Annotated in this window: 10 protein-coding genes and 7 tRNA genes; 15 read left to right on the top strand and 2 right to left on the bottom strand. The window is 53.4% G+C overall.

The window, feature by feature from the left end; genetic code table 11:
- Positions 1-70 precede the first annotated feature (70 nt).
- Positions 71-2,098, bottom strand: coding sequence for an N-acetylglucosamine-specific PTS transporter subunit IIBC (gene nagE / locus PAGR_RS15360; RefSeq protein WP_014606306.1), 2,028 nt, complete (start codon positions 2,096-2,098; stop codon positions 71-73).
- Positions 2,099-2,423: 325 nt separating this feature from the next.
- Between nagE and nagB the strand changes: the two genes are divergently transcribed.
- The 12 genes from nagB (at position 2,424) to PAGR_RS15420 (ending at position 9,304) form a co-directional block, all read left to right on the top strand.
- The gene (gene nagB / locus PAGR_RS15365) at positions 2,424-3,224 is read left to right on the top strand and encodes a glucosamine-6-phosphate deaminase (protein ID WP_014593179.1); all 801 of its coding nucleotides are present in this window, start codon (positions 2,424-2,426) and stop codon (positions 3,222-3,224) included.
- A gap of 60 nt (positions 3,225-3,284) precedes the next feature.
- Entirely contained in the window at positions 3,285-4,433 is a 1,149-nt protein-coding gene (nagA, locus tag PAGR_RS15370; protein ID WP_013025035.1) for an N-acetylglucosamine-6-phosphate deacetylase, read from the top strand.
- A gap of 7 nt (positions 4,434-4,440) precedes the next feature.
- Positions 4,441-5,661, top strand: a complete 1,221-nt coding sequence (gene nagC / locus PAGR_RS15375; protein ID WP_013025034.1) for a DNA-binding transcriptional regulator NagC — start codon at positions 4,441-4,443, stop codon at positions 5,659-5,661.
- A 40-nt stretch (positions 5,662-5,701) separates the two neighbouring features.
- Positions 5,702-6,454: an HAD-IIA family hydrolase gene (locus tag PAGR_RS15380; protein WP_013025033.1), complete on the top strand. Its 753-nt coding sequence runs from the start codon at positions 5,702-5,704 to the stop codon at positions 6,452-6,454.
- Positions 6,455-6,758: 304 nt separating this feature from the next.
- Positions 6,759-8,426, top strand: a complete 1,668-nt coding sequence (gene asnB, locus PAGR_RS15385; RefSeq protein WP_013025032.1) for an asparagine synthase B — start codon at positions 6,759-6,761, stop codon at positions 8,424-8,426.
- A 218-nt stretch (positions 8,427-8,644) separates the two neighbouring features.
- Positions 8,645-8,721 (top strand) — tRNA-Met (locus PAGR_RS15390).
- Positions 8,722-8,731: 10 nt separating this feature from the next.
- Positions 8,732-8,816 (top strand) — tRNA-Leu (locus PAGR_RS15395).
- Positions 8,817-8,838: 22 nt separating this feature from the next.
- Positions 8,839-8,913 (top strand) — tRNA-Gln (locus tag PAGR_RS15400).
- A gap of 34 nt (positions 8,914-8,947) precedes the next feature.
- A tRNA-Gln gene (locus PAGR_RS15405) sits at positions 8,948-9,022 on the top strand.
- Positions 9,023-9,044: 22 nt separating this feature from the next.
- Positions 9,045-9,121: transfer RNA gene (locus PAGR_RS15410), tRNA-Met, on the top strand.
- Between the two features lie 6 nt (positions 9,122-9,127).
- A tRNA-Gln gene (locus PAGR_RS15415) sits at positions 9,128-9,202 on the top strand.
- A 27-nt stretch (positions 9,203-9,229) separates the two neighbouring features.
- Positions 9,230-9,304: transfer RNA gene (locus PAGR_RS15420), tRNA-Gln, on the top strand.
- Positions 9,305-9,399: 95 nt separating this feature from the next.
- Here the strand turns inward: PAGR_RS15420 and ubiF are convergent.
- Positions 9,400-10,572 (bottom strand): 3-demethoxyubiquinol 3-hydroxylase, encoded by a 1,173-nt coding sequence (gene ubiF, locus PAGR_RS15425; RefSeq protein ID WP_014593176.1) that lies wholly within the window; start codon positions 10,570-10,572, stop codon positions 9,400-9,402.
- A gap of 168 nt (positions 10,573-10,740) precedes the next feature.
- On the opposite strand from ubiF, the gene miaB reads away from it, so the two are divergent.
- From miaB to ybeY, 3 genes are all read left to right on the top strand, one after another.
- Positions 10,741-12,165 carry a tRNA (N6-isopentenyl adenosine(37)-C2)-methylthiotransferase MiaB gene (miaB, locus tag PAGR_RS15430; RefSeq protein ID WP_014606307.1) on the top strand — a complete coding sequence of 475 codons (1,425 nt, stop codon included), beginning with the start codon at positions 10,741-10,743 and terminating at the stop codon, positions 12,163-12,165.
- A 207-nt stretch (positions 12,166-12,372) separates the two neighbouring features.
- A complete protein-coding gene (locus tag PAGR_RS15435; protein ID WP_014606308.1) occupies positions 12,373-13,434 on the top strand; it encodes a PhoH family protein in 1,062 nt (353 codons plus the stop codon).
- Positions 13,431-13,904 (top strand): rRNA maturation RNase YbeY, encoded by a 474-nt coding sequence (gene ybeY / locus PAGR_RS15440; protein WP_014606309.1) that lies wholly within the window; start codon positions 13,431-13,433, stop codon positions 13,902-13,904. The genes PAGR_RS15435 and ybeY overlap by 4 nt, the downstream gene beginning before the upstream one ends.
- Positions 13,905-13,979: the final 75 nt, after the last annotated feature.

Below are 13,979 nucleotides of genomic sequence, written 5' to 3' on the forward strand. Positions count from 1 at the left end.
ACCGTTTGTTGGGCGTTTAAAATAAAAAAGGCAGGAATCGCTTCCTGCCTTTTGTTGTCGATACAGCGAATTAGCCTTTAATTTCATACAGCGGGGTTTCACCCGCGATCACCTGGCCCTGCGTCAACAGCGTTAATCCTGCGAAGTCTTCAATATTGCTGACCACCACCGGACTTATCATCGAGCGGGCATGAGCGTTGAGATAGTCAAGATCCATCTCCAGCACCGGCTGACCTGCCGTAACCTGAGCGCCCTCTTCCACTAAACGGGTAAAGCCCTGACCGCCCAGCGCCACGGTATCCAGCCCCATGTGCACCACGATCTCCACCCCATTTTCACTTTCCAGGCAGAACGCATGGTTAGTGTTAAAGATTTTCACCACGGTGCCCGCAATGGGGGCCACAACGCGCTTGTCGCTGGGTTTGATTGCCACACCGTCGCCGACCGCTTTACTGGCAAAAGCCTCATCCGGTACGGCATCCAGCGGCACAATTTCACCGCTTACGGGCGCCACTAAGGTCGCGATAACGCGTTTTTCACTGTTTAACACAGCCTGAGGTTTCACGTCGCTGGCCGCAGCGGGTGCGCTGGCGGTAGCGGCTGCAACCGGGCCTTTCACCAACACTTTTTTCATGGCCATGGCGATACTTTCAGCCTGTGTGCCGACGATTATCTGAACGCTCTGCTTGTTCAGGCGGATCACACCTGAGGCACCCAGGCGTTTCGCCACGCCTTCATTAACCTGCCCGGCATCCTTCACATTCAGACGCAAACGCGTAATGCAGGCATCGATCGCGGTTAAGTTGTCTGAACCGCCCACCGCGCCAATGTAACGACGCGCCAGAGATTCGGTCGCGCTCTCACCGTTGTCGGTAGTATCCACATTCACGTCATAACCATCGGTTTCATCGCCAGCAACCGCCAGTTCACGGCCCGGCGTCATCAGGTTGAATTTTTTGATGGTGAAACGGAACACAACATAGTAGATAACGAAGAACACCAGCCCTTGCGGAATCAGCATGTACCAGTGCGTCGCCAGGGGATTGCGGGATGAGAGCACCATGTCCACCAGCCCCGCGCTGAAACCAAAGCCGGCAATCCAATGCATGCTGGCAGCAATAAACACAGACAGACCGGTCAACACAGCATGGATGACATAGAGTACCGGTGCCACGAACATAAAGGAAAATTCCAGTGGTTCGGTAATGCCGGTAAAGAAGGCGGCAAAAGCCGCCGCCAACATGATCCCGCCGACCTTCGCCCGATTTTCAGGACGAGCACAATGGTAAATCGCCAGCGCTGCGCCGGGTAAACCGAACATCATGATAGGGAAGAAGCCCGCCTGATAACGGCCCGTGATGCCCGGAATAGCGGTGCCATTCGCCAGCGACTGTGCACCGCCGAGGAATTTAGGAATATCGTTGATGCCCGCGACGTCGAACCAGAACACGGAGTTCAGCGCATGATGTAAGCCCACCGGAATAAGCAATCGGTTGAAGAAGGCATAGACGCCGGCCCCTACCGATCCCAGCTTCTGGATATGCTCACCAAAGCTCACCAGACCATTAAAGATGACTGGCCAGATATACATCAGGATGAACGCGACCAGAATCATCAGGAACGAGACCAGAATCGGGACCAGACGACGGCCGCTGAAGAACGAGAACGCTTTGGGCAGTTCAACATGGCTAAAGCGGTTGTAGACTTCGGCTGACAGAACCCCAACCAGAATACCGACAAACTGATTGCTGATTTTCCCAAAGGCCGCAGGGACGTCAGCCACCGGTATTTTCTGAATCATCGCCACGGCGGCAGGCGAACACAACGTCGTCACGACCAGGAAACCAACGAAGCCGGTGAGTGCGGCCGCGCCGTCTTTATCTTTTGACATACCGTACGCCACGCCAATCGCGAACAGCACCGACATGTTTTCAATGATCGCGCCACCGGATTTAATCAACAGGGCGGCAAAGGCATTGCCCGCGCCCCAGCTGTCCGGATCGATCCAGTAGCCGATCCCCATAAGTATTGCTGCAGCAGGCAAAGTGGCGACCGGCACCATCAGCGCCCGTCCCACTCGTTGTAAATAACTTAACATTGACCCTTCCCCCTATGAACTGACTCTGTAGCTATGCTGCCGCTTAATGTTGTTATGTCAGCAGCAAGCCTCTTACGGCATTACACTCAATGCTGAGGAGTGTAATAACAATTTAATTCGCTTCACAAATTAATAGCTACTATCTGTGACAATTATCACCATAAATCGATTTTTAAGGTCACTCTCACTGGCTATAAAGGCAAACTTATTTTATGATGCGAAATATCAAGATGTGCGCTTTCTTACACCCTTTGCGCCTGCCACTTCAGGCCTGACCCGCGTATTAGCTGCACGTCTGACCGTTAACTCACATTCGAGGTGCAATATGAGACTGATTCCTTTATCCACCCCAACTCAGGTCGGCAAATGGGCGGCACGCCATATCGTCAATCGCATCAATGCGTTTAATCCCCGTGCTGACAAGCCTTTTATCCTGGGACTGCCCACGGGCGGAACGCCGCTGGAAGCCTATAAACACCTGATTGACATGCACAAAGCGGGCCAGGTCAGCTTTAAACATGTCGTGACCTTTAACATGGACGAATACGTTGGCTTGCCGAAAGAGCATCCGGAAAGCTATCACAGCTTTATGTACCGCAATTTCTTCGACCACGTTGATATCCAACCAGAAAATATCAATTTACTGAATGGTAATGCGCCAGATATTGACGCAGAATGTCGCCGTTATGAAGATAAAATTCGGACACTGGGTAAAATTCACCTGTTTATGGGCGGCGTTGGTAACGATGGGCATATCGCGTTTAATGAACCCGCCTCCTCTCTGTCTTCACGCACCCGGATTAAAACCCTGACGCACGACACGCGCGTAGCGAACTCGCGTTTTTTCAACGGTGATGTGGATCAGGTACCCAAATACGCGCTGACAGTCGGCGTTGGTACGCTGCTTGATGCCGAAGAAGTCATGATCCTGGTCACCGGGCACGTAAAAGCCCAGGCGTTGCAGGCTGCTGTTGAAGGGAACGTGAACCATATGTGGACGATTAGCTGCCTGCAGCTTCATCCTAAATCCGTGGTGGTCTGTGATGAGCCTGCCACCATGGAGCTAAAAGTCAAAACGGTGAAATACTTCCGTGAAATGGAAGCGGAAAATATGCAGGGCGTTTAACACAATCATTTCGTCACCTGCGGTTAGACGCGTTAACGGCAGGCAAGCCGGGAGAACAAGATGTACGCATTAGTGAACGGCCGTATCTACAGCGGCGATGACATTTTCGATCATCATGCTGTCGTCATCGCTGACGGCAAAATTGAGCGGGTTTGCTCTCTGGCAGCCTTGCCGCCAGAAATAGAACAGCAGGATGTTGGGGGCGCGATTATCGCACCCGGCTTTATTGACCTGCAGCTTAACGGCTGTGGAGGCGTGCAGTTTAATGACGATATCCATGCCATCAGCGTGGAAACGCTGGAAACCATGCACCGCGCCAATGTTAAATCCGGCTGCACCAGCTTTCTGCCAACGCTGATTACCAGCAGTGACGAACTCATGGTGCGCGCCGTCGAAACAATGCGCGCCTTTTTGCAGAAGTATCCCCACTTTCTGCTGGGATTACATCTGGAAGGTCCGTGGCTGAACGTCGCCAAAAAAGGCACCCATAACCCTGCCCTTATTCGCCAGCCCGATCCGAAGATGGTCGATTTCCTGTGTGCGAATGCGGATGTGATTAGCAAGGTCACACTGGCGCCAGAAAGCGTCGGAAGCGCCGTGATTCGCCAACTCAGCGACGCCGGTATTGTGGTGTCTGCGGGTCATTCCAATGCCACTTTCGAAGAAGCCAAAGCGGGTTTTGCCGCCGGCATCACCTTTGCGACGCACCTTTATAATGCCATGCCGGCCTTTGCAGGGCGTGAGCCGGGCCTAATCGGTGCGCTGTTTGATGCGCCTGATGTATACTGCGGCATCATTGCGGATGGTTTACATGTTCATTACGCTAACGTTCGTAATGCCAAACGCATTAAGGGTGACAAGCTGGTCCTGGTAACCGATGCCACTGCGCCCGCAGGTGCCACAATCGATAAGTTTATTTTTGCTGGTAAAACAATATATTATCGTGATGGACTCTGTGTTGATGAACATGGCACGCTGAGCGGTTCCGCACTGACGATGATCGAAGCCGTGCAAAACAGCGTTGAACATGCAGGCATTCCACTGGATGAAGCGCTGCGCATGGCATCACTTTATCCGGCACGGGCAATGGGCGTAGAAAAACAGTCAGGCACTATCCAGGCAGGAAAACTCGCCAATCTGACCGTATTTACACGCGACTTTAAAATTATTAAGACGTTAGTCAATGGAGATAACGTCCTGAGCGAGTAAGCACTGAATGACTACTGGCGGCCAGACACAAATTGGAAATGTCGATCTTGTCAAACAACTGAACAGCGCAGCCGTCTACCGGTTAATCGACCAACAGGGACCGATTTCGCGCATTCAGATTGCGGATCTGAGCCAACTCGCGCCCGCCAGTGTGACCAAAATTACCCGCCAGCTTATTGAGCGCGGCCTGATCAAAGAGGTGGACCAGCAGGCGTCCACCGGCGGACGCCGCGCGATCTCCATCGTCACTGAAACCCGTCACTTTCACACTATCGGCGTGCGCCTCGGCCGCAACGATGCGACCTTAACGCTGTTCGATTTAAGCGGCAAATCACTGGCTCAGCAGGATTATCCCCTGCCGCAAACCACGCAGGACACGCTGGAGCAGGCGCTGTTCGATGCCGTTGCGCATTTTATTCAGCAGAGCGAAGCGAAAATTCGTGAGCTGATAGCCATATCGGTGATTCTGCCTGGCCTGGTCGATCCGCATAATGGCGTTATCCGTTATATGCCGCACATTACGGTGGACCAGTGGCCTCTGGTGGCCAACCTGAAAAAACGCTTTAAGGTGACCAGCTTTGTGGGTCATGACATTCGCAGTCTGGCGCTGGCAGAGCACTATTTTGGCGCAACCCGTGATTGTGCTGATTCCATATTAGTGCGACTGCATCGGGGAACGGGCGCAGGGATTATTGCCAACGGACAAATATTCCTGGGCAGTAATGGCAACGTGGGTGAAATCGGCCATATTCAGGTCGATCCGCTCGGGGAACGCTGCCATTGCGGTAACTTTGGCTGCCTTGAAACCATCGCGGCGAATGGCGCCATTGAACAGCGCGTCAGAGAGCTGTTGAATAAAGGCTACCCCAGCATATTGACTCAGGATGCCTGCCAGATGCCGCACATCTGTCAGGCGGCGAACCAGGGCGATGCGCTGGCAAGTGAAGTTGTCGAATACGTGGGTCGCTATCTGGGTAAAGCCATTGCTATCGCCATTAACCTGTTTAATCCGCAAAAAATTGTGTTGGCCGGCGAAATTACGGAAGCTGAACGCGTGTTGCTCCCGGCCATAGAAAGTTGCATTAATACCCAGGCGCTGGCGGCCTTCCGTAAACATCTGCCGGTGGTGCGTTCACAACTCGATCACCGCTCCGCGATTGGGGCCTTTGCCCTGGCAAAACGGGCGATGTTAAACGGCATTCTGCTGCAACATCTTTTGGAAGACTAAGCGCGGCCTTACTCAGCGCGGCGCGTATCGGAACCCCTTTATGACGATTAAAAATGTAATTTGTGATATCGATGGCGTGCTGATGCACGACAATACCGCAGTGCCCGGCGCGAAAGAATTTTTGCAGCGCATCCTGGCGAAAGACATGCCATTGGTGGTGCTGACCAATTATCCTTCACAAACGGCGCGTGATTTGGCAAACCGTTTTTCCTCGGCGGGAATCGACATACCGGATTCGGTGTTTTACACCTCAGCCATGGCCACCGCGGACTTTTTACGCCGCCAGGAAGGCAAAAAAGCCTATGTCATTGGCGAAGGTGCGCTGGTACACGAATTGTATAAAGCCGGCTTTACCATCACTGACGTCAACCCGGATTTCGTTATCGTAGGGGAAACCCGCTCATTCAACTGGGACATGATGCACAAGGCCGCTTTCTTTGTGGCAAACGGCGCGCGGTTCATTGCAACCAATCCCGATACGCATGCCCGGGGCTTTGTGCCCGCCTGTGGCGCACTGTGTGCCGGTATTGAAAAGATTTCAGGTCGCAGGCCATTTTACGTTGGCAAGCCCAGCCCCTACATCATGCGCGCCGCGCTGAACAAGATGCAGGCCCATTCAGAGGAAACGGTTATCGTGGGCGATAATCTTCGTACCGATATCCTCGCTGGTTTTCAGGCCGGTCTGGAAACGATTCTGGTGCTTTCTGGCGTATCCACGCTTACCGACATTGATGCGATGCCTTTCCGTCCTGACTGGATTTTCCCGTCTGTTGCCGATATCGACCTCTTTTGATTCATTTCTCTTATGACGCACTGCCAGATTCTGTGGTGCGTCTCACCTTTATGGCTCTCTGCGCCCGTTATCCTCACTCAAAAAGCGTGCTGAAATTTCATTTCATTGCCGATTCAACAATAAAAACCCAATTCTGTTAGATAAAATTCAATATACCTCGCCACACAACAACATTTTCATCAGCAAAATACGATTCCTCTTGCATTGGGGACCGTAAATAACGCATTTTCTTATACATCACGCAGCCACAGGCTGCCGGACAAACGTAAAATTACATCGCCGCAGGTGAGTTCAGGAGTCAGATATGTGTTCTATTTTTGGTGTGCTGGATCTGAAAAGCGATCCCGTTGAGTTACGTAAAAAAGCATTGGAAAGCTCACGTTTGATGCGTCACCGTGGGCCGGACTGGTCAGGCGTTTACGCCGATGACCACGCCATTCTTGCTCATGAGCGCCTCTCAATTGTTGACGTGAACAACGGTGCACAGCCGCTGTATAACGCTGACCACACCCACGTACTGGCAGTCAATGGTGAGATCTACAACCATCAGGCCCTGCGCGCAAAATTGAGCGATCGCTACGCGTTTCAGACCGGTTCTGACTGCGAAGTGATTCTGGCGCTGTACCAGGAGAAAGGTGTCGATTTTCTTGACGAACTGGAAGGCATGTTTGCCTTCATCCTGTATGACAGCGTCAAAGGCACCTATCTGATTGGCCGTGACCATATCGGTATCATCCCGCTGTATATGGGCAACGATGAGCACGGTAACCTGTTTGTCGCCTCAGAAATGAAAGCGCTGGTGCCGGTGTGCCGTTCAATCAAAGAATTCCCGCCGGGAAGCTACCTTTCCAGCACCGACGGTGAAATTCGTCGTTACTGGCAGCGTGACTGGATGGAATACCAGAACGTTGAGAACAACGTGACCGACGCAGCAGAACTGAAACATGCGCTGGAAGAGTCAGTAAAAAGCCACCTGATGTCCGATGTTCCGTATGGCGTGCTGCTGTCTGGTGGTCTGGACTCGTCAATTATTTCAGCGGTAACCAAACGTTTCGCGGCCAAACGCGTGGAAGATCAGGATAAAAGTGACGCCTGGTGGCCACAGCTGCACTCGTTCGCGGTCGGTCTGGAAGGATCACCGGATCTGAAAGCGGCCAAACTGGTGGCAGAGCATCTGGGTACGGTGCACCACGAAATTCACTTCACGGTGCAGGAAGGCCTGGATGCGATTCGTGACGTGATCTACCACATTGAAACCTATGATGTGACCACGATTCGCGCCTCCACACCGATGTACCTGATGTCGCGTAAGATTAAAGCCATGGGCATCAAAATGGTGCTGTCGGGCGAAGGGGCTGACGAAGTCTTTGGTGGTTATCTGTATTTCCATAAGGCGCCAAACGCGAAAGAGTTCCATGAGGAGAACGTTCGCAAACTGCTGGCCCTGCATATGTTTGACTGCGCACGCGCCAACAAAGCGATGTCTGCCTGGGGCGTTGAAGCACGCGTGCCGTTCCTGGATAAGAAATTCCTGGATGTCGCCATGCGTATCAACCCACAAGACAAGATGTGCGGCAGCAACGGTAAAATGGAAAAACACATTCTGCGTGAATGCTTCTCCTCTTACCTGCCCGAAAGCGTGGCCTGGCGCCAGAAAGAGCAGTTCTCTGACGGCGTGGGTTACAGCTGGATTGACACACTGAAAGAAGTCGCGGCCAAACAAATCAGCGATCAGCAACTGGCGACGGCGCACTTCCGTTTCCCGTATAACACGCCGGGGTCGAAAGAAGCGTACCTGTACCGTGAAATCTTTGAAGAACTCTTCCCACTGCCGAGCGCTGCAGAGTGCGTACCAGGCGGGCCGTCTGTTGCCTGTTCATCGGCAAAAGCCATCGAGTGGGACGAAGCCTTCAAAAACATGGATGACCCGTCAGGACGTGCCGTGGGCGTTCACCAGTCTGCCTACAAATAAGTGCTATACTGAGTGACAATATGGGCCGTATACGGCCCATCTTTTTTGTTATTGCCGTTGTATTCACTGAAAAATTGCCGAATAAAGCATCACCCTGGTTATAAGCCAGACAAACAGGCGTTTGAAGGCAAAAAACGGCAAAAAACTTGTTGACGCTGTGTAGTCAACTCCGCATAATGCGCCCCGCAACGCCGATGAAGGTTGCGCGAAAAAAAGATGGCTACGTAGCTCAGCTGGTTAGAGCACAGCACTCATAATGCTGGGGTCACAGGTTCGATTCCCGTCGTAGCCACCATCTTTTTTCTGCGGGAGTGGCGAAATTGGTAGACGCACCAGATTTAGGTTCTGGCGCCGCAAGGTGTGCGAGTTCAAGTCTCGCCTCCCGCACCATTTCATGATTCGGCAGCATGGATGGGGTATCGCCAAGCGGTAAGGCACCGGTTTTTGATACCGGCATTCCCTGGTTCGAATCCAGGTACCCCAGCCAATTTCGATGTATCTCGCGGCTGCGAGTGGACGAATGGGATATCGCCAAGCGGTAAGGCACCGGTTTTTGATACCGGCATTCCCTGGTTCGAATCCAGGTATCCCAGCCATCATCGAAAGGCAGTACAATTTGGCTACGTAGCTCAGCTGGTTAGAGCACAGCACTCATAATGCTGGGGTCACAGGTTCGATTCCCGTCGTAGCCACCATTTTCTTGGGGTGTCGCCAAGCGGTAAGGCACTGGTTTCTGATACCAGCATTCCGGGGTTCGAATCCCTGCACCCCAGCCATTTTTAGACAATTTGATTTGACACCATTGGGGTGTCGCCAAGCGGTAAGGCACTGGTTTCTGATACCAGCATTCCGGGGTTCGAATCCCTGCACCCCAGCCAAATTAAGCAACAAAGCCCGCTTCTGCGGGCTTTGTTGTTTTTGTCTTTCGGTCAAACAGGCCACGCATCACCTCAAGGCAACGCGCAGCCGATGCTTACAATCCCAGTGCGTATCGCAAAACCTGACGCTTCAGCACGCCTGAATGCTCAGCGGCAATGAGCCCCAGATTGCGCACCAGCTTTAGCGGCCCAACCTGGTTACTGAAGGTAAAATAGAACAGGTCCATGCCACTCTGCATCAGTAGGTTATCGTTGCGCCGCTGGCGTTGATAACGCAGCAGTATGCGTTCGGATGACCAGTCCTCTGCTTTATCGCGCGCCTCAATCAATACGTCCATTAATGCATCGATATCCCGATAGCCCAGATTGACGCCCTGCCCCGCCAGAGGATTAATGGTGTGCGCGGCATCCCCCACCAGCGCCAGCCCTGGCATAACATAGCGCGAGGCGTGACGACGCACCAGCGGGAAGCCCCCGGCTGCATGGGCATGAAAGCGTCCCAGCCGTGCCGGGAAATGCCGGGCAATTTCTTTTTCCAGCTGCGCCATCGGCATAGTCTGTAGCTGACGAATGCGTGCAGCGGAGTCGTACCACACCAGAGAAGCATGGTTGCCAAACAGCGGCAGAAACGCACGTGGCCCCTGCGGCGTAAAATGCTGCCAGGTGGCATCGCCAGCGGGATGTTCACAGGTGACGCTGACCAGCAGACAGGACTGCGCGTAGCGCCAGCCACGAATGCCGATACCGGCCATTTGCCGCACCTGTGAGTTGGCACCATCGGCCCCCACGACTAATGCCGTGCTGACCGCAGCCCCATTGCTCAATGACAGCGTCCAGCCGCCATTGCAGGGCTGGAGATCGTCCATCGTCGCCGGGCACAGCAGGGTGATGCCGCGCTGTTCCATCTCTTCCCAAAGGGCGCGTTGCAACACATTATTTTCAACCATGTAACCGAGTTCAGGCAGCCCCAGCGATTCGGCGTCGAAATTAACCTGCGCCGTTTGCCACTCCCAGGTTTCAAGTTTGCGATAAGGCGCACAGCGCATCGCCTCAACACGTTGCCAGACGTTGAGCTGTTTCAGGAGTGCCACGGAAGAGGATCCGACCGCGGAAATACGCACATCGGGCAGGCTGTGTGGATCAAAAGGAGGTGGCGTTGCCCGCTCTACAACCGCCACACGAAACTGGTGCTGCGTCAGACCACATGCCAGCGCGGCGCCGACCATGCCACCGCCCACTATCACCACATCAAACCGGTTATCCTGCATAACTTTTTTCCCTCTTATCTGCCGTCACTTTTCAGCGCGGTTGTCTTACGGCAAAGTGTACCGGAAAAATCAGACACGATCAGAAAAGCCCTCAGGCTGGTCACATCCGCAGCAAAGCATTACAATACGCCCCCAGCACTTCACTGCACTGATTTAATGGCTAGCTCGATGACAAAAAAACTGCATATCAAAACCTGGGGATGTCAGATGAATGAGTACGATTCATCTAAGATGTCTGACCTACTGAACAGCACGCACGGCTATACCCTGACAGAGGAAGCCGAAGAGGCGGATATTCTGCTGCTCAACACCTGCTCTATCCGCGAGAAAGCGCAGGAGAAGGTCTTCCACCAGTTGGGGCGCTGGAAAAAACTGAAAGAGCGCAACCCGGATTTGATTATCGGTGTCGGCGGCTGCGTTGCGTCACAGGAAGGCGATCATATTCGCCAGCGTGCGCCGTGCGTGGACATCGTCTTTGGTCCGCAAACCCTGCACCGTCTGCCCGAAATGATTAACACCGTGCGCGGCAGCAAAAGTCCGGTTGTGGATATCAGCTTCCCGGAAATCGAAAAGTTTGACCGCCTGCCTGAACCGCGTGCCGAAGGGCCAACCGCGTTTGTCTCCATCATGGAAGGCTGCAACAAATACTGTACGTTCTGCGTGGTGCCTTATACCCGCGGAGAAGAAGTCAGCCGTCCCTCAGATGATATTCTGCTGGAGATCGCCCAACTGGCTGCACAGGGGGTTCGCGAGGTCAACCTGCTCGGTCAGAACGTCAACGCCTATCGCGGCGCGACCTTCGATGGTGACGTTTGCACCTTTGCTGAGCTGTTGCGTCTGGTCGCGGCCATTGACGGCATTGACCGCATTCGTTTCACCACCAGCCACCCGATTGAATTCACTGATGACATCATTGAGGTCTATCGCGATACGCCAGAGTTGGTGAGCTTCCTGCATCTGCCCGTACAGAGCGGTGCCGACCGTATTCTGACGCTGATGAAGCGTGCGCATACCGCGCTGGAATACAAGGCCATCATTCGCAAACTGCGGGCGGCGCGTCCGGATATTGAAATCAGCTCTGACTTTATCATTGGCTTCCCGGGGGAAACCCAGCAGGACTTTGAACAGACCATGAAGCTGATTGGCGATATCAACTTTGATATGAGCTACAGCTTTATCTACTCCGCGCGTCCCGGTACACCGGCGGCAGACCTGCCTGACGACGTCAGCGAAGACGAGAAGAAACAGCGTCTCTATATTCTGCAGGAACGTATCAATCAGCAGGCGATGGCCATCAGCCGTCGTATGATGGGCAGCGTGCAGCGCATTCTGGTCGAGGGCATCTCACGTAAAAACGTGATGGAGCTGACTGGCCGCACCGAAAACAACCGTGTGGTCAACTTTGAAGGGCCCGTGGAGATGATTGGTAAATTTGCCGACGTGGAAATCGTGGACGTTTATACCAACTCACTGCGCGGCAAGCTGGTTCGTACAGAAGAGGAACTGGGCCTGCGTGTGGCGGAAAGCCCGGCGTCCGTTATCGCCCGTACCCGCAAGGAAAACGACATCGGCGTTGGCGTATTCCAGCCCTGATGCTTCGTTTTGTGCGGCGGCCCAGCATTCGCCGCCGCACATTCTGCTGTTTTGCACTTGGTTTATGCCAGTGCCGCCCAAATATCACTTCACAAGCTTGCGCCCCGGCGCTACCGCATAAATAATTTCGTTACGATGCATCCGCTTAACGCGTTTGATGCAGCAGCAAACCCTTTCAACTGGCCCTGAGTGACCCAAAGGATTCGTTTGAATATTGAAACCCGTGAAATCGCCCTTGAACCGGCTGATAACCGCCGTCTGATGAGCCTGTGTGGTCCGTTCGACGATAATGTGAAACAGCTGGAACGTCGTCTTGGCATTGAGATTAATCGCCGTGACAACCAGTTTAAACTGGTTGGTCGGGTGCTGTGTGTGAATGCCGCGGTTGATATCCTGAAAACGCTCTATGTCGATACTGCGCCAGTGCGCGGGGAGATCCCGGATATTGAGCCTGAACAGATTCACCTGGCGATTAAAGAGAGCCGGGTGCTGGAACAAACGGCGGAAAGCGTGCCGGACTATGGTAAGGCGGTCAACATTAAGACCAAACGTGGCGTCATTAAGCCACGTACGCCGAATCAGGCACAGTACATTGCGAATGTTCTCGACCATGACATCACCTTTGGCGTGGGTCCAGCCGGTACGGGTAAAACCTATCTGGCCGTGGCCGCCGCGGTCGATGCGCTTGAGCGTCAGGAGATTCGACGTATCCTGCTGACGCGTCCCGCGGTCGAAGCGGGGGAAAAACTGGGCTTTCTGCCGGGCGACCTGAGTCAGAAAGTGGACCCGTATCTGCGCCCTCTTTATGACGCCCTGTTTGAGATGTTGGGATTCGAAAAGGTCGAGAAACTCATGGAGCGCAACGTCATTGAAGTGGCCCCGCTGGCCTACATGCGCGGCCGTACGCTCAATGACGCCTTCATTATTCTTGATGAAAGTCAGAACACCACTATCGAGCAGATGAAGATGTTTCTGACCCGTATTGGCTTTAACTCTAAAGCGGTCATCACCGGTGACGTGACGCAGATTGACCTGCCGCGCCACACGAAATCCGGTTTACGTCACGCCATTGAGGTGCTGTCTGAAGTGGAAGAGATCAGCTTTAACTTCTTCCACAGCGAAGACGTTGTGCGTCATCCCGTAGTGGCACGCATTGTGACCGCTTATGAAGCCTGGGAAGAAGCCGATCAAAAACGCCGCGATCAGCAAGCGGAAGAGCGTAAACGTGATGCCCTTGCGGCCCAGCACAGCGCCCAGGAGAATTCATGAGCGACGTGATCCTCGATCTGCAGCTGGCCTGCGAGCAGACCGATAATTTACCGACTGAAAGCCAGTTTCAACGCTGGCTGGAAGCGGCGGTAACGCCCTTCCAGCCAGAAAGTGAAGTGACCATTCGTCTGGTGGATGAATCCGAAAGTCATGAACTTAATCTGACCTATCGGGGCAAAGATAAACCGACCAATGTGCTGTCATTTCCCTTTGAAGCCCCGCCCGGCATTGAATTACCGCTGTTAGGCGATCTGATCATTTGTCGTCAGGTCGTTGAGCAGGAAGCGCAGGAGCAGGGAAAAACCCCAGAAGCCCACTGGGCGCACATGGTGATCCATGGCACGCTGCATCTGTTGGGTTATGATCACATTGAAGACAGCGAAGCCGAAGAGATGGAAGGTATTGAGACAGAGATAATGCTTGCTCTTGGTTATCCTGATCCGTACATTTCGGAGAAAGAAAACACCTGAGTATCTGATTCAGGCCACCCTGCTGCTGGTGAACAGGCCGGCAGCGTAATTTCCTTACCAGAGAGATCTTTAAAA

It is taken from the genome of Pantoea ananatis PA13, assembly GCF_000233595.1.
GTDB classification, from domain to species: Bacteria; Pseudomonadota; Gammaproteobacteria; order Enterobacterales; family Enterobacteriaceae; genus Pantoea; species Pantoea ananatis.

Coding starts and splice junctions, on each gene's coding strand:
- nagE (WP_014606306.1), bottom strand. CDS start 2,098: ATGTTAAGTTATTTACAACGAGTGGGACGGGCGCTGATGGTGCCGGTC.
- nagB (WP_014593179.1), top strand. CDS start 2,424: ATGAGACTGATTCCTTTATCCACCCCAACTCAGGTCGGCAAATGGGCG.
- nagA (WP_013025035.1), top strand. CDS start 3,285: ATGTACGCATTAGTGAACGGCCGTATCTACAGCGGCGATGACATTTTC.
- nagC (WP_013025034.1), top strand. CDS start 4,441: ATGACTACTGGCGGCCAGACACAAATTGGAAATGTCGATCTTGTCAAA.
- PAGR_RS15380 (WP_013025033.1), top strand. CDS start 5,702: ATGACGATTAAAAATGTAATTTGTGATATCGATGGCGTGCTGATGCAC.
- asnB (WP_013025032.1), top strand. CDS start 6,759: ATGTGTTCTATTTTTGGTGTGCTGGATCTGAAAAGCGATCCCGTTGAG.
- ubiF (WP_014593176.1), bottom strand. CDS start 10,572: ATGCAGGATAACCGGTTTGATGTGGTGATAGTGGGCGGTGGCATGGTC.
- miaB (WP_014606307.1), top strand. CDS start 10,741: ATGACAAAAAAACTGCATATCAAAACCTGGGGATGTCAGATGAATGAG.
- ybeY (WP_014606309.1), top strand. CDS start 13,431: ATGAGCGACGTGATCCTCGATCTGCAGCTGGCCTGCGAGCAGACCGAT.